20 protein-coding genes, 1 tRNA gene and 1 riboswitch are annotated in these 24,349 nt (G+C 34.2%); of the genes, 6 read left to right on the top strand and 15 right to left on the bottom strand.

Translation table 11 applies throughout. The features are described 5' to 3' along the window. Nucleotides 1-214: 214 nt before the first annotated feature. Both erfD and erfC read right to left on the bottom strand, forming a co-directional pair. Nucleotides 215-1,984 (bottom strand): multidrug ABC transporter ATP-binding protein/permease ErfD, encoded by a 1,770-nt coding sequence (gene erfD, locus IGL86_RS02720; protein ID WP_002358756.1) that lies wholly within the window; start codon nucleotides 1,982-1,984, stop codon nucleotides 215-217. Then, on the bottom strand, nucleotides 1,984-3,699 hold the full coding sequence (gene erfC / locus IGL86_RS02715) for a multidrug ABC transporter ATP-binding protein/permease ErfC (protein ID WP_002355662.1): 1,716 nt from the start codon (nucleotides 3,697-3,699) through the stop codon (nucleotides 1,984-1,986). Before erfC ends, erfD begins: the two co-directional genes overlap by 1 nt. 253 nt (nucleotides 3,700-3,952) lie before the next feature. Between erfC and IGL86_RS02710 the strand changes: the two genes are divergently transcribed. Next, nucleotides 3,953-4,615 carry a TetR/AcrR family transcriptional regulator gene (locus tag IGL86_RS02710; protein WP_016630932.1) on the top strand — a complete coding sequence of 221 codons (663 nt, stop codon included), beginning with the start codon at nucleotides 3,953-3,955 and terminating at the stop codon, nucleotides 4,613-4,615. Between the two features lie 81 nt (nucleotides 4,616-4,696). Here IGL86_RS02710 and IGL86_RS02705 read toward each other — a convergent pair whose 3' ends face one another. From IGL86_RS02705 to rpoN, 5 genes are all read right to left on the bottom strand, one after another. Then, nucleotides 4,697-5,488 carry an alpha/beta hydrolase gene (locus IGL86_RS02705; protein ID WP_002355660.1) on the bottom strand — a complete coding sequence of 264 codons (792 nt, stop codon included), beginning with the start codon at nucleotides 5,486-5,488 and terminating at the stop codon, nucleotides 4,697-4,699. A gap of 38 nt (nucleotides 5,489-5,526) precedes the next feature. Beyond that, nucleotides 5,527-6,993: an MDR family MFS transporter gene (locus IGL86_RS02700; protein ID WP_033625374.1), complete on the bottom strand. Its 1,467-nt coding sequence runs from the start codon at nucleotides 6,991-6,993 to the stop codon at nucleotides 5,527-5,529. 169 nt (nucleotides 6,994-7,162) lie between these two features. Further along, nucleotides 7,163-8,347 (bottom strand): methionine adenosyltransferase, encoded by a 1,185-nt coding sequence (gene metK, locus IGL86_RS02695; RefSeq protein ID WP_002355656.1) that lies wholly within the window; start codon nucleotides 8,345-8,347, stop codon nucleotides 7,163-7,165. Further along, nucleotides 8,345-8,440: riboswitch (SMK box riboswitch) on the bottom strand. (Overlaps the previous gene by 3 nt.) 122 nt (nucleotides 8,441-8,562) lie before the next feature. Beyond that, nucleotides 8,563-10,440, bottom strand: a complete 1,878-nt coding sequence (locus tag IGL86_RS02690; protein ID WP_033625373.1) for an acyltransferase family protein — start codon at nucleotides 10,438-10,440, stop codon at nucleotides 8,563-8,565. 200 nt (nucleotides 10,441-10,640) lie between these two features. Next, complete coding sequence (rpoN, locus tag IGL86_RS02685; protein WP_002361288.1) at nucleotides 10,641-11,972, bottom strand: RNA polymerase factor sigma-54; 1,332 nt, start codon at nucleotides 11,970-11,972, stop codon at nucleotides 10,641-10,643. Between the two features lie 58 nt (nucleotides 11,973-12,030). Here rpoN and IGL86_RS02680 point away from each other — a divergent pair. After that, nucleotides 12,031-12,102 (top strand) — tRNA-Arg (locus tag IGL86_RS02680). 41 nt (nucleotides 12,103-12,143) lie between these two features. Here the strand turns inward: IGL86_RS02680 and IGL86_RS02675 are convergent. The 4 genes from IGL86_RS02675 to IGL86_RS02660 form a co-directional block, all read right to left on the bottom strand. Further along, nucleotides 12,144-13,424 carry a tyrosine-type recombinase/integrase gene (locus IGL86_RS02675; RefSeq protein ID WP_241433237.1) on the bottom strand — a complete coding sequence of 427 codons (1,281 nt, stop codon included), beginning with the start codon at nucleotides 13,422-13,424 and terminating at the stop codon, nucleotides 12,144-12,146. Between the two features lie 73 nt (nucleotides 13,425-13,497). Further along, the gene (locus tag IGL86_RS02670) at nucleotides 13,498-13,788 is read right to left on the bottom strand and encodes a helix-turn-helix domain-containing protein (RefSeq protein WP_010819248.1); all 291 of its coding nucleotides are present in this window, start codon (nucleotides 13,786-13,788) and stop codon (nucleotides 13,498-13,500) included. A gap of 881 nt (nucleotides 13,789-14,669) precedes the next feature. Further along, complete coding sequence (locus tag IGL86_RS02665) at nucleotides 14,670-14,855, bottom strand: hypothetical protein (RefSeq protein ID WP_033625371.1); 186 nt, start codon at nucleotides 14,853-14,855, stop codon at nucleotides 14,670-14,672. 498 nt (nucleotides 14,856-15,353) lie between these two features. Then, complete coding sequence (locus IGL86_RS02660; protein WP_033625370.1) at nucleotides 15,354-15,608, bottom strand: hypothetical protein; 255 nt, start codon at nucleotides 15,606-15,608, stop codon at nucleotides 15,354-15,356. An 818-nt stretch (nucleotides 15,609-16,426) separates the two neighbouring features. Between IGL86_RS02660 and IGL86_RS02655 the strand changes: the two genes are divergently transcribed. From IGL86_RS02655 to IGL86_RS02640, 4 genes are all read left to right on the top strand, one after another. Beyond that, nucleotides 16,427-16,813, top strand: coding sequence for a helix-turn-helix domain-containing protein (locus IGL86_RS02655; protein ID WP_080280091.1), 387 nt, complete (start codon nucleotides 16,427-16,429; stop codon nucleotides 16,811-16,813). A 19-nt stretch (nucleotides 16,814-16,832) separates the two neighbouring features. Continuing rightward, nucleotides 16,833-17,471, top strand: coding sequence for an ImmA/IrrE family metallo-endopeptidase (locus tag IGL86_RS02650; RefSeq protein ID WP_080280090.1), 639 nt, complete (start codon nucleotides 16,833-16,835; stop codon nucleotides 17,469-17,471). A 223-nt stretch (nucleotides 17,472-17,694) separates the two neighbouring features. Beyond that, the gene (locus tag IGL86_RS02645) at nucleotides 17,695-19,389 is read left to right on the top strand and encodes a hypothetical protein (RefSeq protein WP_033625368.1); all 1,695 of its coding nucleotides are present in this window, start codon (nucleotides 17,695-17,697) and stop codon (nucleotides 19,387-19,389) included. After that, nucleotides 19,379-20,026, top strand: a complete 648-nt coding sequence (locus IGL86_RS02640) for a hypothetical protein (protein WP_033625367.1) — start codon at nucleotides 19,379-19,381, stop codon at nucleotides 20,024-20,026. Before IGL86_RS02645 ends, IGL86_RS02640 begins: the two co-directional genes overlap by 11 nt. Nucleotides 20,027-20,065: 39 nt before the next feature. Here the strand turns inward: IGL86_RS02640 and IGL86_RS02635 are convergent, their stop codons facing one another. From IGL86_RS02635 to IGL86_RS02620, 4 genes are all read right to left on the bottom strand, one after another. Then, complete coding sequence (locus IGL86_RS02635) at nucleotides 20,066-20,899, bottom strand: DNA-methyltransferase (protein WP_206537147.1); 834 nt, start codon at nucleotides 20,897-20,899, stop codon at nucleotides 20,066-20,068. Next, on the bottom strand, nucleotides 20,896-21,972 hold the full coding sequence (locus tag IGL86_RS02630; RefSeq protein ID WP_050443822.1) for a DNA methyltransferase: 1,077 nt from the start codon (nucleotides 21,970-21,972) through the stop codon (nucleotides 20,896-20,898). The genes IGL86_RS02635 and IGL86_RS02630 overlap by 4 nt, the downstream gene beginning before the upstream one ends. Before the next feature lie 1,528 nt (nucleotides 21,973-23,500). Next, nucleotides 23,501-23,701 (bottom strand): cold-shock protein, encoded by a 201-nt coding sequence (locus IGL86_RS02625; RefSeq protein ID WP_002355647.1) that lies wholly within the window; start codon nucleotides 23,699-23,701, stop codon nucleotides 23,501-23,503. A 233-nt stretch (nucleotides 23,702-23,934) separates the two neighbouring features. Further along, nucleotides 23,935-24,342 carry an NUDIX hydrolase gene (locus tag IGL86_RS02620; protein WP_033625366.1) on the bottom strand — a complete coding sequence of 136 codons (408 nt, stop codon included), beginning with the start codon at nucleotides 24,340-24,342 and terminating at the stop codon, nucleotides 23,935-23,937. Nucleotides 24,343-24,349 lie beyond the last annotated feature (7 nt).

Below are 24,349 nucleotides of genomic sequence, written 5' to 3'. Positions count from 1 at the left end.
TTGACATTTCTCCTTTTTCTATTTAGCATAGCAAAAAGAGCCTGGGACAAAAATCACTTTGAATTTTTGTTCCAGGCTTAAAAATTGATAAACGGCGGGAACAGAAGCAACTCCTTCGGAAATAAGTCGAAATTCTCCAAAAATTATAGAACAATTTTCGGAAATTCCTTCTTATTTCTCGGAGTTAAACACTTCTGTCCCGACCTCTTTCAACTTATTCAAAAACAAATTGATTTTTATAAAGTTCCGCATAGAATCCATCTTGTTCAACTAGTTCATGGTGGTTGCCTTCTTCAATGACTTCACCGTCTCGTAAAACAATAATCCGATCCGCATTTAGAATCGTTTTCAAACGATGGGCAATCACAAAACTGGTGCGCCCTTTAATTGCTTCGTCCATCGCTTTTTGGATTTTAGCTTCTGTTACTGTATCAACATTACTTGTTGCTTCATCCAAAATTAATAATTCTGGATTGGTAATAATCGTTCGTGCAATACTTACTAATTGCTTTTGTCCCGTACTGAAAAGATTATTCTCTTCCGTAATCTCAGTATCGTAGCCTTGCTCAAGATTTACAATAAATTCATGGATATTCGCTTGTTTCGCTGCTTGAACAATTTCTTCATCCGTGGCCTCTGGCTTACCAAAAGCAATATTCTCACGAATTGTTCCTGAAAATAGAACGGACTCTTGCAAAACAATGCCTACATGTGAACGCAAGCTATCTAAATCCATTTCACGAATGTCCACACCATCAAACGTCACGGCGCCTTCATTCACATCATAAAAGCGATTCATTAAATTCATAATCGTTGTTTTTCCTGAGCCTGTCGGTCCGACTAAAGCGACCATTTCACCTTTATCCACATGAATAGAAACATCTTTCAACACAGGCGTTTCTGGATTATAGCCAAAAACAACATGATTTAAAGCCACAGCTTTGTTAATCTCTTCTAATTTTTCGCCATTTTCGGGACGAATTTCATCTGGTTCATCAAACATCTCATTTAAACGACGAGCGCCTGTAACAGCTAATTGAATCATGCTATAACCTGAAGAAATTTGCATTAATGGTTGATAATATTGTTGAGAATATTGGACAAACATAACGACTAAACCTAACGCAGCAGCACGATCAACAGAGCCATTGATTGCTAACCAACCACCAAAGAAAATAACAATCGCCGTATTGACTAATGACATTCCTTGCATCATTGGGAAAAGTAATCCTGAATACACTTGACCTTTATACGTAGCTGCACGAACTTTTTCATTTTGCTCTAAAAAGCCGTCAATGGTTTCTTCTTGTAAGCCATTAGTGATAATCACACGTTGCCCACTAATTTTTTCATCCATATAGCCATTTAATTTACCCACTTCATCTTGCTGTAAATCGACATATTTGCGCGCCTTGCTAATCACAAAGACCGCAATTAAAATCGCAATCGGCGTAGAAGCAATTGTGGCCCATGCTAGTTCCACATTTTGACGGAACATCATGATTAAGACACCAACCAATAAGGCTATATTGGTTAATACTTGTAGCAACGCTTGGTTTAAACTGTTTTGGATGTTGTCTAAGTCACTAGTAAAACGACTTAAAATTTCACCATCTTGATGAGAATCAAAGAAACGAATCGTCAATTTTTCTAATTTGTTAAACAATCCAATCCGCATGCGGTTTGTCGATTTCCCCACGACTTGTGTAAAGAGAATACTATAAATGAAACTAGCGGCACTAGTTAAGACATAAAAAATGAGTAGTTTCCAAATGACAGAAACGAACGCACTTTTATCGTCTTTTCCTTGCATCACATTAACCGCATATTTCGCTAATTCCTGAATAGCTTCCCCAACGAATTGCGGCGCTTTGACTTGTAAATAAGTCGCTGCGAAAATTGCTAAGAAAATAAAGAGGAAAGAAACTTTGTAACGTTTTAAATAATGATAGAAAAATTTACTAGCTTTTATTAAATCAGTCATTAAGCTTCCTCCTTTCCTTTTTGAGTTTCGTAAATTTCTTGATACACGGGGTTCGTAGCTGCTAATTCTTCATGCGTGCCTTCCCCGACTAAACGTCCATTATCCAATACTAAAATACGATCTGCATGGACAACAGAAGAAATTTTTTGGGCAATAACGATCGTGGTAGTCTCTTTTAACTCTTTATCCAACGCTTCTCGGACTAACCGCTCCGAACGAGCATCCAACGCGCTGGTGCTATCATCTAAAATCAAAATTTTAGGTTCACCAATCACACCTCTTGTAATTGATAACCGTTGTTTTTGTCCACCAGAAAAGTTATTACTCCGTTCTTCGACGGGTGCATCATAACCTTCTGCTAATTTTTCAATAAATTCCTTGGCTTGGGCGATGCCGGAAGCCCGTTCCATGTCCGCTTCAGAAGCGTCACGTTTACCATGGCGTAGATTTTGCGCAATCGTTCCAGAGAACAGGATTGCTTTTTGCAACACAAAGGAAACTGTTTTTCGTAAACTGTGTTCGTTCACTTCTCGTAAATCGACACCACCAACTTCAATCTTTCCTTCTGTCGGATCAAACAAACGTGGAATTAATTGTGCCAATGTAGATTTACCAGCCCCAGTTGCGCCCACAATCCCAATCATTTCACCTGGCTGAATAGAGAAAGAGATGTCTTTCAAGGTATCTTCTTCATCCCCAGGATAACGGAAAGATACGTGATCAAACTCAACACTACCAATTAACTCTTGTTCTGGGACTTTTTTGTAGGTAACATCTGGTTCTGTTTCCATCACTTCTTTAATCCGCTTAATGGAAACAGCGGCACGAGAAGTCATCATCATCATCATTCCGCCGATAATAATCGCCATCATGATTTGCATTAAATAGTTCATAAAGGAAGCGACACCACCGATTAAAGTTGGATCATCCTTGACTAAGTTACTCACAAAGAAAATCGAGCCTACAACGGCTAAGTTCGCCACCAACATAAACGCTGGAATCATCACAGCAAATAAGCTACCTACGATTAAGTTATGGGTGGTTAATTCTTCACTCACTTTTGTAAAACGTGACAATTGATTTTTTTCTTGAACAAATGATTTGACGACACGAATGCCTAACAAATTTTCTTTTGCAATACCATTAATCTTATCAATCAAGTTTTGAATAATCATGAAATGCTTGCCCATTTGCGAAAAGGACAGCATAGAAATCAAAATAACTGCGATGACAAGTGCAACAATCACCCACCATAGTTGTGGCAAGGTTAGCATCGCTAAAATAAAACTCCCGATAAATAAAAAAGGAATTCTAAAAAGTGTCTGCAACGCAATCATAATGACATTTTGAATTTGAGTAACGTCATTTGTTAAACGAACAACTAAGTTACCTGCTGAAAATTTTTCGATATTGCCAAATGAAAAGGTTTGGATTTTGCGGAAAGTTGCTTCACGAATGTCAGCACTGACACCTTGGGCAACTTTGGCAGAAAAAATTGTATTAATAACCCCTGCAACGAGTCCTAATCCTGCAATGGCAATTAATTGAATCCCTAAGTTTTTCATTTTGTCGCTATCGTCATTCATAATTGCTTCCAACACTTGTTGTAACAATTTTGGTTGCCAAAGTGCTGAGACAACCATTACGATCACCGCCAACAAGGCAATAACTACCGAGCCTTTGTATTTTTTGGCGTGTTGAATAATAAGGTCCATCTTATCCCTACTTTCTTAAAATAGTTCCCTGCTTCTTCAGTGTTGGTCTGCGAATTCTTCCCCATTACAAAAAAATCAATTTGCTCATTGACTTCACCAATTTAACACTGTAAAATAAGGCCGATTCATAATTTACCATTTTTAGTGGTAAAATACAAGCGAACAAGTTAATTTTTCACAAGTTTTTCCTATCATAAAGTGTACCTTCTTTTTGATAAACTTACGAAGATAACGTTTAATAGGAGCTAAAATCATGGAACCGAAATTATCAAAAGACACGATTATTGCAGCCGCATTTTCTTTGTTAGAAAAAAGTCCCACTTTAGAACAACTTTCTATGCGTAAAGTCGCCAAACAGCTTGGTGTACAGGCGCCCGCAATTTATTGGTATTTTAAAAATAAGCAAGCCTTACTTCAAAGTATGGCTGAAGCGATTGAAGAGCACTTTCAAGAACCTGCATTATGTGGTGAATGGTATTCTGACTTACTAGCCTTCATGGAAAACTATTATGATCTCTATCAACAATTTCCCTGTGCCGTAGCTATCGAAATCCAAACCGTCCCTGCCTATCCCCAACGATTACGCCATTTGAATCAAATGATGGGCATTTTAAGAAAAGCAGGTTTTTCACCAGAAATGACTCATTTAGCAGTAACGTCTTTACAACATCTTTTATTTGGGATGATTATGGACGCAACGGAGGAAAAACAGCTCGTTTCGCAAGTATTGAACGGAGATGACTATTTAAAAGAACAAGTGCTGCACATGAAACAATATGTCTCCGACAATGAGTTAACGTACATGGAGGAAAGCATTCAATTTCGACACTCCATCCACCAAAAATCCGCCTTTATTCAAGCCGTTAAAACCTACTTAGATGGGTTGCAAGCAGACAACACATCTTCATCTAAATAAAAAAAGCCCTTGGTCCGTCAGTCGAAATGACTGACGGACCAGGGGCTATCTTTTATAAGTAAATAGCGAAAACTACTTTCTCTATTTTGGTATTGGTAGCCAAGCCAAGGCTTTTTGAATCCATTCATCCCAGAACACCCAGTCATGTTCTCCTGGTCCAGTTTCAAAAGTATAACTTGCCTGTGCCTGTTCCAACGCTTGAGCCATCTGTTGATTAGCAGAAAGTAACATATCTTGCTCCCCACAACAAAGGTAAAATTGGGGCATTTCTGTTTGGCTTTCTACTAATTGTTGTAATAAATACAGCGGATCGTGAATGGAACCTTCAATTTGATCTAACGGGCCAAAAATACCTTCCCAATAGCTTCGCTTACGGACTTTTAATAATTCCCCAAAACTAGTGGATGATAAACTGACTGCCCCAGACAAAGAAGCAACGGCTGCAAAAGATTCTGGTTTCGCTAATCCTAATTTCAAGGCGCCATAACCACCCATTGACAAACCAGCGGCAAAGGTTTTTTCTCGTTTTGTACTTAACTGTGGAAAGAGTTGATGACAAATTTTCGGTAATTCTTCTGAGATAAACGTCCAATAGTTCATATCGTATTGCGTGTCCGTATACCAAGCTAAATCCGTGGACGGCATAATGACAGCAATCCCCAAATCAGCGACATACCGCTCAATAGAGGTTCTGCGAGCCCAGACGCTGTGATTCCCTCCCATCCCATGTAATAAATACAACACGGGAATATCTGTCAATGCTGCTTGGGTACTTGTGCCCACTTTTTTTACCGTTTCTTGTGGTAAAATTACGTTCACATTCACTTCCATTTCCAATACATTTGAATAAATATTTGCTTGTAAAAAGGCCATCTACTTTTCCCTCCAATACTCTTTCTATTAGTGTACCACTAAACCTTCGCTCGTTGCGCTTTTGCGAAAATATTTAACAAAAGAGCGACAACAACTAAGCCCGCACCGACTAAGTAAACATTATGCAGACCTGCATAGAGGATACCGCGTAATGGTTTTAACAACGCAGCTGGAATTAAATTTGCAGTATGTGGATTCACTAATTGATTCATGACATCTGCATCGACGTTTAACGCGCTCGCTTCCAATTTCGCAAACATTCCTGCATTTAAAATCACACCAAAAATTGACACCATCACAGTCTGCCCAATTGTACGCACCAACGTATTAAACGATGTTGCAACCCCCATTTTTTCAGGATCCACTGTACTTTGTGCTGTCACCGTAGTCGTTGTGATAGTAATCCCAAAACCAACTCCTAAGACAGAAGACACTACAAAGAAAAGCCAAAACGGAACGGCCATTGGCATTACCACTAAAAAGATGGCCCCGACTAATAGAATCGATAACCCAATCGTTAAGACTTTTTTCATAGCATATTTTTCCATAAAGCTACTTGCTATAAATGATCCAGCCATCCAAAGTAACGACATAGGCGCTAAAACTAAGCCACCAATTCCTGCACTTTTTCCTAAGACACCTTGCATCCACATCGGAATGTAGACATCAATCCCCATTAAGAAACCGCTAATAAGCGCTGCAATAAGATTTACTAAAACAAACGTTGGTTGATTAAATAAATGCAAATCAATCACTGGGTCTTGCGCGCGTTTTTCTATCATCACAAACGCTACAAAAAAGAGCACACTCAAACTCAAACAACCAAATGTTACTAATGTAAAACCATTATCGCTAATCATTTGAAAACCTAGCAATAACGTTAGCAGCACTGCCATCAAAGTGACGCTGCCCAAAATATCCATTGGCATCTTGGTCCGTTCCCGCTTTGGTTCAACTAAGAAAATACTAATCAAGCCCAATAAAACAAGTCCAATAGGAACATTAATGAAGAAAATCCAATGCCAACCGACTGTATCTACAATAAAACCACCTGCTAACGGACCAAAAATACTAGCAATTCCCCAGGCGGCACTGTTTAAACCTAAAATTTTCGCTCGCTTGTCCAATGAATACATATCGGCAATAATCGTTAACGCAACTGGTAAAATTGCGCCTGCCCCCACACCTTGAATTGCGCGGGCAATAATTAAGGTCAACATATCTTGGGCAAGGCCACACAACGAGGAGCCCAAAATAAAAATAATAATGCCAATCATGAAGACAGGTTTACGACCAATTTTATCCGCAAGTTTCCCATAAATCGGTGTTAACATCGCATTCGTTAATAAATAAATTGAAAATACCCAGTTCATAATTTCCATGCCATGTAACGAGCCGACAATCGTTGGCATCGCAGTAGACACAATGGTCCCTTCAATGGCTGTCATAAATGTTGCCACAAAAACACTCACCGTGACTAACTTAACATTTGTTTCTTTTGCCATTTGTTCACATCCTTTTCTATTCAATTGTCAATTTTCTAAATTGCTCCATAGCTATTCTATACAAAAAAGAACAAAATGTCTTAAAAAAATGCTTTTTCATAAAAAAATTATTGCAAAAAAAACAAGAAGTCAGCCAATACTTGGCTGACTTCTTGTTTTTTTTATTTAATTATTCAGCTAAACTAGCTTTTAACGCTTCAACTTTATCTGTTTGTTCCCAAGGTAAATCAATATCTGTTCGACCAAAATGACCATAAGCCGCAGTTTGTTTATAAATTGGGCGACGTAAATCTAGCATTTCAATAATACCTGCTGGACGTAAATCAAAGTTTTTACGAACTGCTTCGATTAATTTACTTTCTGGAAGATCACTCGTACCAAACGTATTAATAGAAATAGACACTGGTTGCGCCACACCAATTGCATAAGCTAATTGGACTTCTACTTTTTTCGCCAAACCAGCAGCAACAATGTTTTTCGCGATATAACGCGCAGCATAACTAGCAGAGCGGTCAACTTTGGTTGCATCTTTTCCAGAAAAAGCGCCGCCGCCATGACGAGCATAACCGCCATAAGTATCAACGATAATTTTACGACCAGTTAAGCCGGCATCTCCTTGAGGGCCACCGATTACAAAGCGACCAGTTGGGTTGATAAAGTATTTTGTTTCATCATCTAAAAGTTCATGAGGAATCACCTCATTGATTACTTGTTCTTTAATGTCTTTTTCGATTTGTTCTAAGGTTGTTTCATCATCATGTTGTGTACTGATGACGATCGTATCCACACGTTGTGGTTGACCTTGATCATCATATTCCACTGTTACTTGAGATTTTGCATCAGGACGTAAGTAAGGTAAGACTTTTTCCTTCCGCAATTCTGCTAAACGGCGAACCAAACGATGACTTAACGCAATCGGTAATGGCATTAATTCTGGTGTTTCGTCAACGGCAAAACCAAACATTAAGCCTTGGTCACCAGCGCCAATATCGTCTTTTTCATCTTGATCACGCACTTCTAAGGCTGCGTCAACCCCTTGAGCGATATCAGGTGATTGCTCATCGATTGCTACAAGAACTGCGACAGTCTCTCCATCAAATCCATATTTTGCTCGTGTATAACCAATATCTTTCACAGTTTGACGAACAATTTTTTGGATATCTACATAAGCTGTTGTAGAAATTTCTCCAAATACTAGGACTAAACCAGTTGTTACGGATGTTTCACATGCCACGCGGGCCATCGGATCTTTCTCCAAAATCGCATCTAAAATTGCATCACTGACTTGGTCAGCTACCTTATCTGGATGTCCTTCTGAAACGGATTCTGATGTAAATAAATGTCTTTCTGTCATAATGTTATTCCCCCTAAATAGTTTCGGTTACAAGGCATCTTTAGTAAGTAACGACAATTACTTGCTAAATCCTTTCGGGAACTTGTAACAAAAACAGTATACCAGATATCTAAAAAAAAAGCTTAGGTTTTCAAGAAAATCATTAAATTACCTATATTTGCTTTTCCTATAACAAAAAACTTCCAGCCCCTTTCATCTGAGCTGGAAGTTTCTTGCTACTGTAAAATTTTCTCCGCGATAAAGTGTGTATATTGCTCGCCACCTGCCACATTTGGATGAACTCGGTCATCATAAAACCAATCATCATGGGCGTTACTATAATTAAACCAGTCAATGACCGTTAAGTTATCGTATTTTTTGTCCATTTGACTAAGTAAACTATTCACTTGATTTTGCCATCTTCTAGTTGGGACGCGAACATTAATCCAATAAACTTTTCGATTACCTAACGCTTTCATAAATTCATCAAATTGTGCCTCTGTAAAAGGACCATTCGTACCTAAACTCACTAAAACAGTATCTTTGAGCATTTTCTTTTTGTCTAGTTCACCAATTAGTGAAATGCTACTATACAATTGACGGCCCACTTCCCCATCGATAATCATTTTAGGGAAAATATCTTGTAACCCGCTAGCACCATCTAGAATAACAGAATCACCAATAGTTGTGATTTCTAAATTCTGCGCTTTTTTTACTTGCTCTGGTGTGAGTTGTGTGGGTAGAACGTCTTGGCTTTCACTCGGTTTTGTACTACTTTCTGTGGACGTGCTACTATTTTTCGTGCCACTTTCTTGAACTTCTTTTTTACGTTCTTCAATTTTTTGCTGATTTTTCGCAATATTTTTTTCTAGTTGCTCTTGTTGCGCACTTTTAGCGTTTGCTGGAGCCACAATTAAACCGAATACTGCAATCACGCTAATCACTGTCATAAAGGCCATTGTCCCTTTTTCACGAAGGTCCCACGGTTTCCGTAAGAACTCAGTAAATTGAGTCCAGACATCCTTATAAGACAATCGTGTCAGTGGATGTTCGATAAAACGATAAGACAATTCGCTCACTACTAAAATTAATGCTATTTCAACCAATGAATGTAGAAAAACATGGTCCGATAAGGTCTTAATTTTGGCCTCATAAAAAATCATGATGGGGAATTGATACAAGTAAATGCCATAACTCCGTTTACCTATCCACGTAAAGACTGGATTCGTTAACCAACGATTCATATCTGCCCCTGGATGTGCAGTGACGGCCACTAAGACAGTGGCTGCCAAACTGATTAAAAACATGCCGCCATAATAAACAAAATTTGTATGATCTGATAATGTTAAAAAGGCTAATACTAAAAGAACTAAGGCACTTAACCCAGCGCCATTTAAGATTTTTTTAGAGGCTTCTGGAATTTCTTCTTTCAAACGTGTGCTTGGCCAAACATACGCCAATGCACTACCTAGTAAAATAGAAAAAACACGTGTGTCTGTTCCATAATAGACACGTGTAGGATCTGCGCCAGGAACATATAAAACGGCCATCAGCGTCACCGAAATTAAGGCGCCGATTAAAACTAAACTGAAAATTCGACCGCGTTTACGAACAAAGCGTTCCAGAAGAATAAAAAGTAATGGCCAAATTAAATAATTTTGCGCTTCAACTGCCAATGACCAAATATGTACAAATGGCGATTGTGTCGCAAATCCATCAAAATAAGAAAACCCTTTAAAAATTTGCCACCAGTTGTTGTAATAAAAAACACTACTAGCGACAACGCTGCGAATATTGTTTAATAAATCCTGCTGAAAGAGTGTAATATAACTAACTGCACTTAAAAGCATCACAATTAATGCTGGATACAGCCGTTTCATCCTTCGCACATAAAATCCTTTTAAATCAATGGTCTGATTTTCTACCCATTCTTGCCGCAACAAGTCGTTAATAAGATAACCTGAAACAACAAAGAAAATCGGAACACCTAAGTAGCCACCTCGCATGACTTGGGGAAAAAGGTGATACAAAATCACGCCAATTACAGCGATCGTCCGAATGCCATCAAAACCTGTAATATAGCGTTTTTTCTTGCTATTTGCTGTCTGATTCATTTGTGCTTTCCAACTTTTCTATAAAATTATTCTTTTCCTTTATTTAAAGAAGCAAGTAACTTTAATATACGTTTTTTCCTAGGAAATGGCAAGCAAACTTTGCCTCCTTTAGGGTTTTTTTACAATTCAAAAAACCAACATTTTTTAAATCACAAAAAAACAACCAAAGCTTATGAAAATCACTCATAAGCTTTGGTTGTTTACTCATATCGTTTTCGTTTAGATGAAGATGGAATCCCTAAAGCTTCACGATATTTTGCCACCGTTCGCCGGGATATTTCCATGCCTGAATCTTTTAATCGCTCGACTAATTTTTGATCAGATAACGGTTTACTTTTTACTTCTTGATCAATTAATTTTTGTAGTTGCTTTTTAACCATCGTTGTTGAGACATCCTCGCCATCTTCTTCTGATGAAAGAATACTTGTTGAGAAGAATGAGCGCAATTCAAAGACGCCAAACGTGGTTTCTAAATATTTTCCATTAACCGCACGACTAACTGTCGATTCATGAATAGACAAAGCATCCGCAATTTCTTTTAAAGTCATTGGTTTTAATGGCCGATCTGCTTCTAAAAAGAAGGCTTCTTGACGGCGCACAATTTCTTGCCCTACACGTAAAATTGTATCCCCCCGCTGATTCACTGCGCGCTCTAACCATTCAAATTCGTTTTTCTTATCCTTAATATATTCTTGGACTTCTTTGTCGTCAGTCTCTTGCATTCGTTTGAAATAATTTTCTTGAAAATTTAATGTCGGTCGACCAGCTTTGTTGGAAATCACCACTATTCGATCTTCCTTGATTCGGACAGTTAAATCTGGTCGAATATACAATTCCTCGGTCGCATCAAAAATATTCCCTGGCGCTGGCGATAACGTTTGTATATAATCAAAAATCAATTGAATTTCTGCTAATTCAATCCCAAATTTTTTAGCTAACGGGCCCCATTTACGACTCACTAAGGCATCAAACTCTTCCTCCAATAAAATATACGCTAAATTAGGCGCGGTATCGTCTCGTTCTGTTTGTAGCATCAAACATTCTTGTAAATTGCGTGCCCCCACACCTGCTGGATCTAGCTGTTGTAACAAAGTTAATGCATCTAGCATTTGAATGGCGCTTGCTTCGGTTTTCTCTGCCGCTTCTTCTAACGAAATCGTTAAATAACCATTCACGTCTATATATTCTACTAAAAACAATACCAATGTTCGCAAGTATGTATCTCGATAATTCAAATGAATTTGATCAATTAAAGACTCAAATAATGATAAATGATAGTCTGGAATTTGATTCATATAATTATTTTCTTCGTCTTGGTTGGTGTAAGAACGACTAGTTATCGGAAAATCTGTGGTGTACTGCGTGTCTACTTGTAAATCAATTAATGGATTCTCTAGTGCTTTCGCTTCAACAAAGGCAGCCAGTTCTTCCGTATTAAATTGTAAAATTTGAATGGATTGTTGAAGCTGTTGAGTCATGGCCAACTTCTGGACTTGTTTTTGTTGCTGGGACATTCGTTGCTCAAATTTCATTATTTTCGTCCTCCCTCTTGTAATTTTTGTCAATATCAGCTAAACTAGTATTCGTGCCGCGCCCTTAGTGTAGTGGATATCACGTAAGATTCCGGTTCTTGAGACGGGGGTTCGATTCCCTCAGGGCGCGTTATTTAAATACGTTGATAAATCAACGTTTCTGGACACTCTTTATTCATCTAAGGAGTGTCTTTTTTCTCGTTTGGGGACGAACTCTAGGGACGAGTTTTCCATCAATAGCCTTTTTTCAAACTTTTCATGTATTGAAAGGTCTACCACGCTTTCAGTATTAACATATATCTTTGTTATATTTGTATCTGAATGCGTCAGCATCTGAGAAATTTGTTCCATAGTAGCTCCTCCTTCATAAGCCAACGTACTAAATGTATGTCTAAACATATGAGGTGTAGCATGAACTAAATATGGGTGTCTCTTTTCCACAGAATTAATTCTATGATTCAAATAATCAATATGCACAGGAACATTTAATTTATTCGTTTTTCTCGTTTTATAGGTAAACACAAACTGCTCATCCGTTTGTACAATTCCTATTTTTAATAGCTCTTCTTTTTGTTTTTCTTTCCAAGTCATCAACAAATTTAATAGAAATTCTGGAATGTGAAATCTAGTTTTTTTATTTCCTTTAGTTGAAGTTATATTTCCCTTTGCATCTTTGCTTTGAATCAATAGAATACTTCCACCGAAATTAAAATCAACATGCTTCCATTGTAACGCATAGCTTTCACTTTTTCTATCTGCTAAACGAAGAGTTAACATAAATAATACGTAATCTTGCAAAGATAAAATACCTTTTTCAAAATCAGTTTGAAAAGCTCGAATCCAAACTACCAATTCTTTAGCACTTAAAGATTCCCCTAATAATTCACGTTTTTCTTTCAAACTATCTTTCTTTGGTTCCCCAATATAGCGAAGAATTTTAGCAACATTGTTGTTGTCAATATAATCCAAAAAATCTGCCACATCAAAAACATTGTTAACATAACTTTTTAACGCTTTAATATTCGCATATTCCCTTGATTTTTTATTTAGTTCTCTTACCAAAAGTTCTTTATTACTATTCAATTCAAATAATGTAAATGAACCAAACAAAGGTAAAATATGCAATCTAAATATACGTTCTGCATTATCTATTGTTGCTTTTTTCGGCGCTTTTCTACTTCCTAACGACCCAGAAATATACATTGACCAATAAATATTCTTAAAAAAATTTTCAAATGTAATCCCTTGTTTTCTATCAAAGATATTAACATTCTGTTGCTTTTGTACTTGTTTTATTTTCTCTAAAAGTTCTTTTTCTACAAGAATCGCTTCTTCATACGAAGAATAAGTTTTTTTAAATCTAGCTGTCGTTAGTCCTAAAAATTCTCTGACATCTTTTGGATAATAAACGTCTACTTTAAAATTACCACTTGCCATTTTTGTTATTGACAATTCAACTTGTCCTTTCTATCAGAAAGAGAATACTACCTTCTGATTATATATTAAATTGCTTTTTATTTGTTAATTATTTTCTGTTTGATTGATACTTCTTTAACCATTCATCAATTTCTTCTTTCGGATACAAAATAATGCCTTGAATATTAATTCTAGGCATTCCAGCTTCAATCAATCTATCAACAGTATTGTTGGATAAATTTAAATACACACATATTTGCTTTTTCTTTAAGTATTTTTCATTTGAAACTAAACCATCTTTAAAATGGTTAATTTCGTTTAATAGCAATTCATGTAAAGATTTTTTAATTAATTCTTGTTGATCTTCTGATAATAAAACTTGCATTGTCATTTCGCTCATTTATTTTTTCCTTTCTTATCTATATATTTACAGACAAAAAAAGAGTAATGATAGGAAACATTACTCTTAAACATTCTTTTTATTCTCATTATAAAAAAAACTTAATACTCTTGTTTTATCGTGTTATAAGTCATTTCTGAAACTTTTCTATTTTCTACTCCAACTAACAATAACACTTTGATATTCATTCCGTTTTGCTTACAATTCAAAACAATCGCATATTTATTACGAGTAAATGAAAAAGAATTTCATACTTACAAACACTTTTAAATCAATCTTTTAGGTACAAATGGTACAATTTTTACAACTGATAGTATACATTTTAGGCAGATTCTAGACAGAAATAAATAACTAGTTATTAACTGTAAATAAGTTGTTCTTGGAATTCTGTTTAACGAAGTGATTTATATTAATCGGAAAACACTTCATTTTACTATTCTAAGCTTACTATAGATACATTTAGATAAATCAAATGTTTATAATCTTATCTTAAAAAGTATTTATCTGGCAAAAAGAAATTATAGTATTTCACAATTTTTAATATTTAGAAGTCAGTGACTAACATTTGTGTCTGACTATAAACCGTGTTGTTCCTAAATCAATAGTAGTCACCATGCTTTCCTTTTGTAGTTTTAATTCCTACAAACAATATCATTGTGATAGAAATTGTTTTTAATAATAAAAGTATCAACATGAATTACTCTCCTCTTTATAACTCTGTATTTTCATTGCTTTCTTCATACTGCTCCGAAATTTCTTTTCTTTTTTTATTTTTTATCCAATAAACAATAAACGCACCATTTTGATTATTAAAAAGGAGAGTGGGACAATATTCAGAAAAAAATCTGATTATTGCCCCACTCTCTTTCTATTTAGATTTACTAATTTGTAACTAAAAATTTTTCCACTTGATTATGATTACTCAAAATCAAATCATCTGTAATTTCTTTATTTTTACCATCTTCAAACACTAACTCCCATGGGCTGTCTTTTGCATGAGTCGCTGATACAATTTCATAATCTTCTTTTCCTTCTGTAATAGACAAAACCTTTAGATTAAAAAGCATAAAAGAACTACATGAAAAATTAATTCAAACTGGGCTTCTCTTCTACATTTCTGACTCTTTATTAATTCCTTTAGAAACTCTTGTTGCAGAATCTAACAAAAAAGAAGACTTATTAACTGGTAAAAAAATTAACAAAGTTTATCGAGCTTTTTCTAAAAACTACTATTCTGAATTAAACAGAACTAGAAAAATTATTGGCTTAAAAGCTCGAACACCTAATTTTAGAATTCACCACAGTTTATACAAATATAAACTTCAAGTCTATTTGTTATCACACATAGAAATAACCATTTTCTTACTATTTTTAGCTTTCCAATTATTTACTGGAATTTATTCAATGGTTAAATAATAGATTATTTTAATCAACACCAACAGGAATATTGCTAAACTGTACAGACCTAATACTATTTCCTTTTCTTTAATACTATAAATCACTCCAACAAGTGTAATTATCGCTAAAATTAATGATAGATTCATTTCATTCAAACTAAATTCCTCCTACCCTATCAAAAACATTACTTTGATAGGCTTATGATAGCCTGTCATTTTATAGGTTCGTTGCAAAATCTGATTTTTTAATAATCGACTTTCAATTGTTAAACGTTCCATGTTTGTTAACTTAACAGCACTCTTACCTAACTTCTTACGTTCCAAATTATAGCTTTTTTCTATATCCGTAATAGAGAATGCTTTTTTCTGACGTTTCATTCGTGCAACAAACTTCTCTACAAAAAGTAATAACTCTTCTTTCATTCCTATCCTCCTTATTTTTTATAACAAATTCTATTCTTTCAAATAAAAAAGCACAACCAGAGTAATCCAGCTGTGCATACTTAAACTAAGATTGGTTATCCTTTTAGAAAAAATCTTTTCCACTCTTACAGATAACAACCTTACTTGTACATCAATTTAGATTCTAAAATTCATCGTAGTAGAATGTGCATTTCTGCAGATAACTGACTAAAAGTTCGCCTTAGCTATGAAATAGCCCCTTATCCATTCGTTTCATAGAATCATTTTTCAACGGCTAGTAATTAAAATTACATCACGGCACATTATATAGACCTACGACATACGGTGTACAGCTCTCCTCCTCTTGCTAAGCTTGCATAGATTTTTTCATTCAATCTAATTCAGCAACTATTTCCAACGTGTCATCACGACATGGTTATCGGAAATAATCTGACAGCTCGGCACTAATCTGTCATCAACATGGCTCTATTTAAAGATACTACTGCCACCTTGTGTTCCATTCAACGGCTGGCACACACCACCTCAACAAGACTTATAACCTCAAACAAAAATTTCATTCTTGTATTATTTCATCAAATCGCTTAAAATAAATGTGTCTAGTATTTATCTAAGTGTTTGCGAAACAGAAATTCATTTTCTTCTCGTGAACGCTTTTTTGTTTATTTAATTCAGATTCATAAAAGAACTAAACAATTCTATTTCAAATCTTCATATACACAGTATAGCGTTCTACAAAAGAAATGCCAAGATTTATTTTGGAACTTTTTAAAGATTTATTTTGAATCTATGTTAAACTGTATTAAATCAATAGATTGAAGGTGATTATCATTAAAACAAATGAACGTTTAAAACAACTACGTGAAAATAAAGAATTAACTCAAAAAGAAGTAGCTGATCAACTACACATGGATAGAAGTGTTTACAATAAAATTGAATCAGGTACTCGTCCCATTCGTGATAACGAACTAATTCAATTTGCTGATTTCTACAATGTATCAACAGATTACCTTACAAATAGAACTAACAATCCTATTCCCCCTGAAGAAAAAACAGATATAGGACAGAACATTATCTCACATTTCCGTCTAAATACTTCCGATATGGACGTTGATGATATAGAAGAATTAGAAGAAGAATTAATTGATTTTCAAGATTTTCTTATAAAAAAAGCTAAAGAAAAAAAGGAACGTAACAAAAAAGAGTGAATAGATTGGACTGTTGTTGGTGAAATTTATTAGTGAAAAACTCTATTTTGAAGCATTTAATCTTTCAAACGAATTGATAAAAGAAGTAGCTTATTATTCTTCCAAAAATATTGAGCAGGTTAAATGCTTTGATATTGAAAAATATGTAAAAGTAGTTGAATACGTTGAATTCGTTGAATATACTTTTAAAAAACAGCTTAAAAACAAAATGCTTGGTTCAACATCTAAAGTTCACAATGAAGTAATTATCGTTACAAATAAAGAATTAATGTTAGAAAGAAAAAATTTTACCAAAATGCATGAGATTATTCATTACTATAAAGATATTCCATACATTAATAGCAAGACGCATACTTTTTCAGATATGATTTCTAGAAATGGATATTTTCCAGAAGAGCTTCCAAAAGAGTATCGAGCTAATGTAGGCGCTAGTATGCTGATGGCTAACGAACAGGCACTACACTATGCCTTAAGAAAATTTTACACATTTAAAGAACTTTCACAGTACTTTTTCATAAGTAATTCTGCATTAAAAAAAAGAATTATTGAGCATCTTGTGTACATAAACAAATGCACTCCACAGTATGCATTTACCCTTTTCAATAATTATTATTTTTGTAAAGGAAATGAACTACACAAAATATTTTTTGACTGCTAATAGTACACTTTTAATCTTTGTTAAAAGATATTTAAATCCAAATTAAGCTATATAATTCACACAAAACACTCACAGATACACAACAGATAATCATTTGATACTCATTCACTGTATTAAACTTTTGAGCGAAAATATTTCAAGCAATACAGTTTTACTATTATTATTAATCATTTGAACATTAAATTACAAAATATCGTGAAATTTAACACAAAGGAGAACTCATATGATAAGATTTAGAAATCCGGCCTCTGATATGAATATTATAATAAGAGTATTTAAAAAACTTTATTTAGAATTCTCAAATGTTGACTATTTTGATTTAGACAATATTGCAGAATTTTTTGCACGTGAACAACTCGCTAGTTCTTCTGGATATATAGGAGATGAAGCTTTGAAACGTTCATATAGTATCCCAGACGATTCTCGTAAGTCTATGAAGATGCAAGCAAAAAGTTATTCAGAAGTATATCGTTTTTTAGGCTGGATTACTTCTGAGAAACAAGCTTTGCAATTTAGTTTTACATTTCTCGGCGTTCATATGGCAGTCGCTGGAGAAGCTTCAAAGCTATTATTTGAACAATGCTTACTTGGTATTAGTTATCCTAATCATGTACTAAATGTAAAATTCCCTGATGTTAACAAGCCCTTCGTTAATATGCTAATATTCTCAGAACAATTAGACGGAAAAATTAATAGAGATGAAATACTTCTTGGCCCAATGAATCTTTCCAATGGTTATGACCAAGAGGAAATTTCTTCAAAAATAAAATTAATTAACGACCTTAGAAGTACAGGTAATATTCATAAACTCAATGAGAAAATTAAAGAATTAAGTGATGAAAATTCAATGGCCACAAATTCTGTACGTAATTTAACACGGTTTCCTCTGTCTGCCCTTAAATTCACTGGGTGGTTTACCGAGAAAAAATTAAAAATATATGGAACATCTAAACCATTTTTGGTTCTTACCGACAAAGGTAAGTCTGTTATTGAAGAAATAAAACATTCTTGGAATGTAAATGGTTTGAATCTTGAAATCGATTGTCCCTCTGTACAGGAAATTTCAGAACTAGGATTTTTATTTATGTTGAATAGAGCTTCATTTAATATTGAAAATTCTCTTGATGGTCACAAAAAATTTTTGGGTGAAGTACATCGCAAATACAATAAGCAAGCTATTCTTTTTTCACCGTTTCAATATTTCAATAAAAGTGAAATAGAAGAACTATTTCCTGAATTAAATAATGATACAAAAAATGGTATTAGAAAGTCAGAAATAAATCACTATTCTCTACGTAGTGACAATGATATTAATAGCGGCGTGCTTATCGAATCCGAATCCTCTAATTCGGAACAAAACTCTTCAATAGCAAGCACTCTTTCAAAACGATTAGAAAAAGCTGGCGGAGATGAAGTAACGGCTATTTTGGCATTTATTAATGATATAAAGTCAATGAGACAGACAGAATTCTATCCTCTTGTTGCGTCCCTACTCAGTTATATCTTTGATAGACAAGCATTCCCACCTCCAGCAGGAAATAATAATATGAGATACGATGTAATGATTCCTGATTCTCATTATTCTATTCCAGTAGAAGTTAAATCTCCCACCGAAGAAGAAATGTTATCTGTTAAGGCTATCCGTCAAGCGTTAGAAAATAAAATTCTCCTATTAGCGAGAAAACCTTATAATACTGAATTTAACATAAGCTCTTTTGCGATAGGCTTTAATTTGCCGAATAAGAGATCGGACATTTATAAACTCATTGACGAAATATACAATATGTATAAAATTAATATTGCAATATTAGATATGTCTATTTTGATAAAAGCTGCATTTTACTGTTTGAAGAACAATAGTCACTATGAAGTAGAAAATTTTAAAAACGTTAGAGGGGTGATTAAATTTGAAAGCTGAAATATACGAATCATTTGATAATAATGTAGAGAAACAGATTAACATAGTTGATAATATACTCAATAACAGCCTTTCTCTATATAAAAAAATGCTAAATTTAAATAACTCATTCAGCGAATTAAAATTACTACCCAATGGTAACAATGAGCTCATTAAAAGATTATTTGAAGAACTAGGTTATTCAGTCTATTTTCCAAGAAAAGGTGATAATAGCGAACGATTCGATGCTTTAATCTCAAATGAAGAAATTAAAACTGTAGTAGAAATTGAGATTCCTTCAACCGCTATATTAGACGCCCCAAGAAACTTATTAGATGATTATGCCGTTATTAAGAACAGAAAATCTAACTTTAATAATGATATTGTTCCATTAGTTATCTGTTGGGATTTACCAAATAAACGAACTGACTATTGGAATGTTATTTTTGACATAAATAATATATTGAAAGTAAGAATTAAGACTATTAGTATTCTAGCACTTGCTACTCATTATTGGACTGATACTCCTTTAGATTTAAAAAATGATGATTACTACTTGGATAGTACTAATTCATCAATGAATACCGTTAAAGAACTTTTACGAAATAGAGGTATTTCCCCAGACAGTTTTTCTGGTTATTTTTCTCCATTTAAGTAGAAATAAGAGGATAGCCAACACTACTGGCCATCCTCTTATTTACACTAATGAATCTCTAACTAAATCAAGTCTTTCATTTGCGACACGAACCCATTTTTCCTCCAATTCAATACCAATCCATTTAATGTCATGGCCTTGTTTATTTAACTTCTCACAACATACCCCTAAAGTTCCTGAACCATGGAATGGGTCAAGAATTAATCCCTCATAAAATCCATTTTCATTCTTGGGACAGTAAGCTTTAATCAATTCAGTTATTAATGCTTCTGGTTTTTGAGTTGGATGTTCAGTTCGTTCCTTTTCAAAATTCTTACCTGCAAGGGTAGGAAATTTCCAAATATCTCCTCTAAGGGCCCCTTTGGGATTTGGAGTCCACTCTTTCCTGTTACCACTCTTATCTTTATAATAAACAGGATTCTTCAATCTTTCACTACTTTTATATGGAACTCTAACATCATCTGCATTGTATGTCCACTTTTTATCTGAATTTGAAAACCAGAGAAATGGCTCATAAGTTGTCGCTGGTACCTTCTTACTTCTAGAGAATCCATTATCATAGTTCCAAATGTTCATTCCTCGATAATACATTCCCTCATCATACATCATAACTTGAATAAAGCCAATATACTTGTGAATACCAAACCAAAGTAAACTACCATGTTTATTCAATAAATGATGGCATTGTTCAATTCGTTTTCTGTTAACACTAAGAAAATCTTTGAAACTCAATGAATCAGAATTATTTCCGAAGTTTTTATTTAAATTATATGGGGGATCTGTTAAAATTAAATCAAATTTCACACCCTCTTCAATTATATTCTCCATTAATTCATCACTATTACCATGATAAGCTATATTGTACTCAATATTCATTTCTTCTTCACCTTAACCTTCCGAGTTTTTCTAAAAATCAAAATGTATTGATGATGAATATTTTCAACATAGGCAAAGGGATAGCCGTATGGTAGCAATGATTTGTGATTCTGTAATAGCACTTTTACACCTTGCAAAGTATACTCATATTCATCATCAAGTTCCAAACGATCAAGACGTTGAATTAAATCACTGTGAAAACTAATGAACTTACTCTTATGTCGAAAATCAGAAACGATGATTGCAATGTATTTTTCGTTTTTTAGAACTTTCCCCGCTTCTTGAAATACATCACGAGTCATTATATCTAGAAATTCTGAATATGATTCCACATTTCCTAAATCATCTGTTGAGTCCGAATAATTTGTTGCCAAATCATTTGCAATTCTTTCTTTTTTAACTTTATAGTCAGCTTTTTTATTTAAAATCGCCCAGTAAGGAGGACTGGTGACAATAAAATCAACTGAATTTCTTTCTAACTCCTTAAGTACAATTCTTGAATCCCCTGTCAAAATTCTATGCTCTTTTGAAACACCTTCTCCGACTTCCTTTTCAAGACGTTCAATTGATAACTCTGACCATTTTGGAGACAATTCAATTCCAATACCTTTACGAGAATTGATAGCAGCAGCTTTAACAGTAGAACCCACACCTGAAAACGGATCTAAAATTACATCTCCTTCCTTAGTAAAGAAATTAACCAACCGTGAAATATCTTGGAACGAAAATGGAGCAGGATGCTGTTTCTCAATCTGAGCATGTGGATGATTCTTACCTAGTCCTTTTTGATACCAAAAACTCTTTGTCTCAGGCATCCATTCCTTACCGGTCAAATCGTTGAGTTTATTACGCTTATCATATTTTCCTCTATCAGCTTCAGGAGTCTCTTCGTCAAGTTCAAACAAGTTCAAGTCACTTTGGATAAAAACATCAAAACTATCCTTTTCAAGAATGTATTCTTCTTCACCATTATTGTATACTTCAATTTTGTTATCTTTTATTATCTTTTGCAATTGCATTTCAGATATTTGCAACGATGTACATAATTCATATAATGAAATCAATTTATTCATTTTCTATCTTCTCCTAATTACGACTATTATGTGTCCAAAAGTTTATCCAACTCACCCTATGTAAGTTAGAAATATATCCCTTTATTTTACCACATTCAACTAGATATTTCGACCTTTTTGACAATAAGAATACATACATACGATATTAGTCATTCTTGTCTCTATGAAAGTTTAAACAACTTCCATTACACATTCATCATTAAATTTGCACAGTTTTCATTAGTAATATGAGGTCTTTATAAATAAGGTGATACACTTATTTGCCAACTAATCTAGTAATTCAAAACATTTTACTCAATGATTACATATATATACTATAAAAATCTATTACAACTAGTAAAACTCTTCATCATTGATAATTCAATAATTACTCTTTCCTCAAAGTCTATAAATAAAATTCCAGTTCTTACTCCAACAATTTGATTTTCACAAAATTATTTTTACTAACCAAAAAATAATTTTGAAAAGTAATCTTTGCTAACACAAGAGGCAACAATCATTGCTTTTAAACTTATTTACCATGCAAACAAAAACATTAAAAACCAGTATTCTCAATACATTTCAATAGTAACTATTATACAAAACCATAATTTCTGTATATTTCACTTATAACTACAATTAAAACATATGGTAATTTGAAGTTGTCAAAAGAACATTATTCAAGTTACGTAGCGTTATTTAATTATGTAGTATTCTCTTTTAAAATAGGGACGACTTTTAGGGACGACCATTAAACATTCCATAAAATTTTATAAAATTTATTACAACTATCAAAAGTATCAATTACTTATATATCAACACTACCAACCTCCACAAAAACCATCAATAAAATTCCGGTTCTTGAGACGGGGGTTCGATTCCCTCAGGGCGCGTTATTTAAATATGTTGATTTATCAACGTTTCTGGACACTCTTTATTCATCTAAAGAGTGTTTTTTTCTTGTTTAGGAATGATTTTTCTATCCGTAGTTTTTTCAAATGTTGCTTGTGGCAAGCTCAATCGCACTTAACGCGACAACATTTGTTCTGCTTCAGCTACAAATCCAATAAGGTTAAAATTCCTCCGTTCCTATTGTAACGCATAACGTTTCCTTTTTCTATCTGCTAAACAAAGTATTGCGACAAGCAAACACCTGCTTCTCTCTTAAAGATCCCTTTCTGATTATATAGTAAATTGCTTTTAATTTGTTAATTATTTTACCTAAAACTTAATACCCTAATTAAATAAAGAACCTGGGGCAAAAATCACTTTGGATTTTTGTCCCAGGCTTAAAACCTGATAATTGGCGGGAACAGAACCGTTCAGCTCCGACCTCTAAAATACTTAATTAGAAATATGCTACCCGCAATCACACCAATTATGATTACTAGCCAAAATAATCCACTTACAAGTAACAGCTCAGTTAAGGTCGTCTTCAGATTCTCCTCCTTTAAATGGCATCTGCTTTGTTTTGCTATGTAATTAATGACGAGATCAGACAACAGCTATCAAAAAAACGGACCAACACGTGGTCCGTTTTCATTCATTATTAAGCTTTTACGATGTTCGTTGCTTGTAAGCCGCGTGGACCTTCTTCAGTATCAAAAGTTACTGCTTGGCCTTCGTCTAAAGTTTTAAATCCATCTGATTGAATAGCTGAAAAATGTGCAAATACATCATTGCCATCTTCACCTGTAATAAATCCAAAACCTTTGTCTGCGTTAAACCATTTTACTGTACCGTTGTTCATATATATTTCCTCCTAGTGCATAAAAATATGCAAGTTATTGCAAAAAATGTTGAGTGGCAAAAGGAGAAGTATAGTTTTTAAATATATAACTCAAATTACTTATCAAAATTGATTACTTAATTACTATAACATATTTATTAGAAATAAACAATGCCCACGACTTTTCCTTGGACTTTCTAAAATAATCAAAGATGCGCTTGACAAAGCCCTAGCAAAAAACACTCCTATTCTTTCTATTTCCAGTTAGTTTTGTTTAACTTTAAATAATCGCTACGCGCCAAATAATCAAATAGCGGAGCTAATCCTGGTGAAAAATTTACTTCCTCAAACCGCTTAATAAATTGTACGCCTTTAATTTTATTTGGTTCGTTCAGCGTAACTTTTCCTTGGGCTTGTTTGGCAAAATAAAAATGTCCTTGCCAAACGATTGAATCAAAAACGAGTGGTCCAGTAAAAATTTCTTCAAGTTCAGTAATTTCCACTGCTAACTCTTCTTTCATTTCACGAATCGCACATTCCAGCGCTGATTCACCAAATTCTTGTTTTCCGCCAGGGAAATTCCATGTGTCTGGCCGATCTTTTAAGATAAGAATTTCATCAGATTGATTTTTAAGAAGTACTCGCGAAAATTCTTTTTTCATTTCGTTT

Origin of the sequence: Enterococcus sp. DIV0774 (assembly GCF_050539095.1) — a bacterium.
Classification (GTDB): Bacteria; Bacillota; Bacilli; order Lactobacillales; family Enterococcaceae; genus Enterococcus; species Enterococcus faecalis.
The sequence above is the reverse complement of the archived record's forward strand: the minus strand, read 5'-3'. Positions and strand labels throughout refer to the sequence as shown.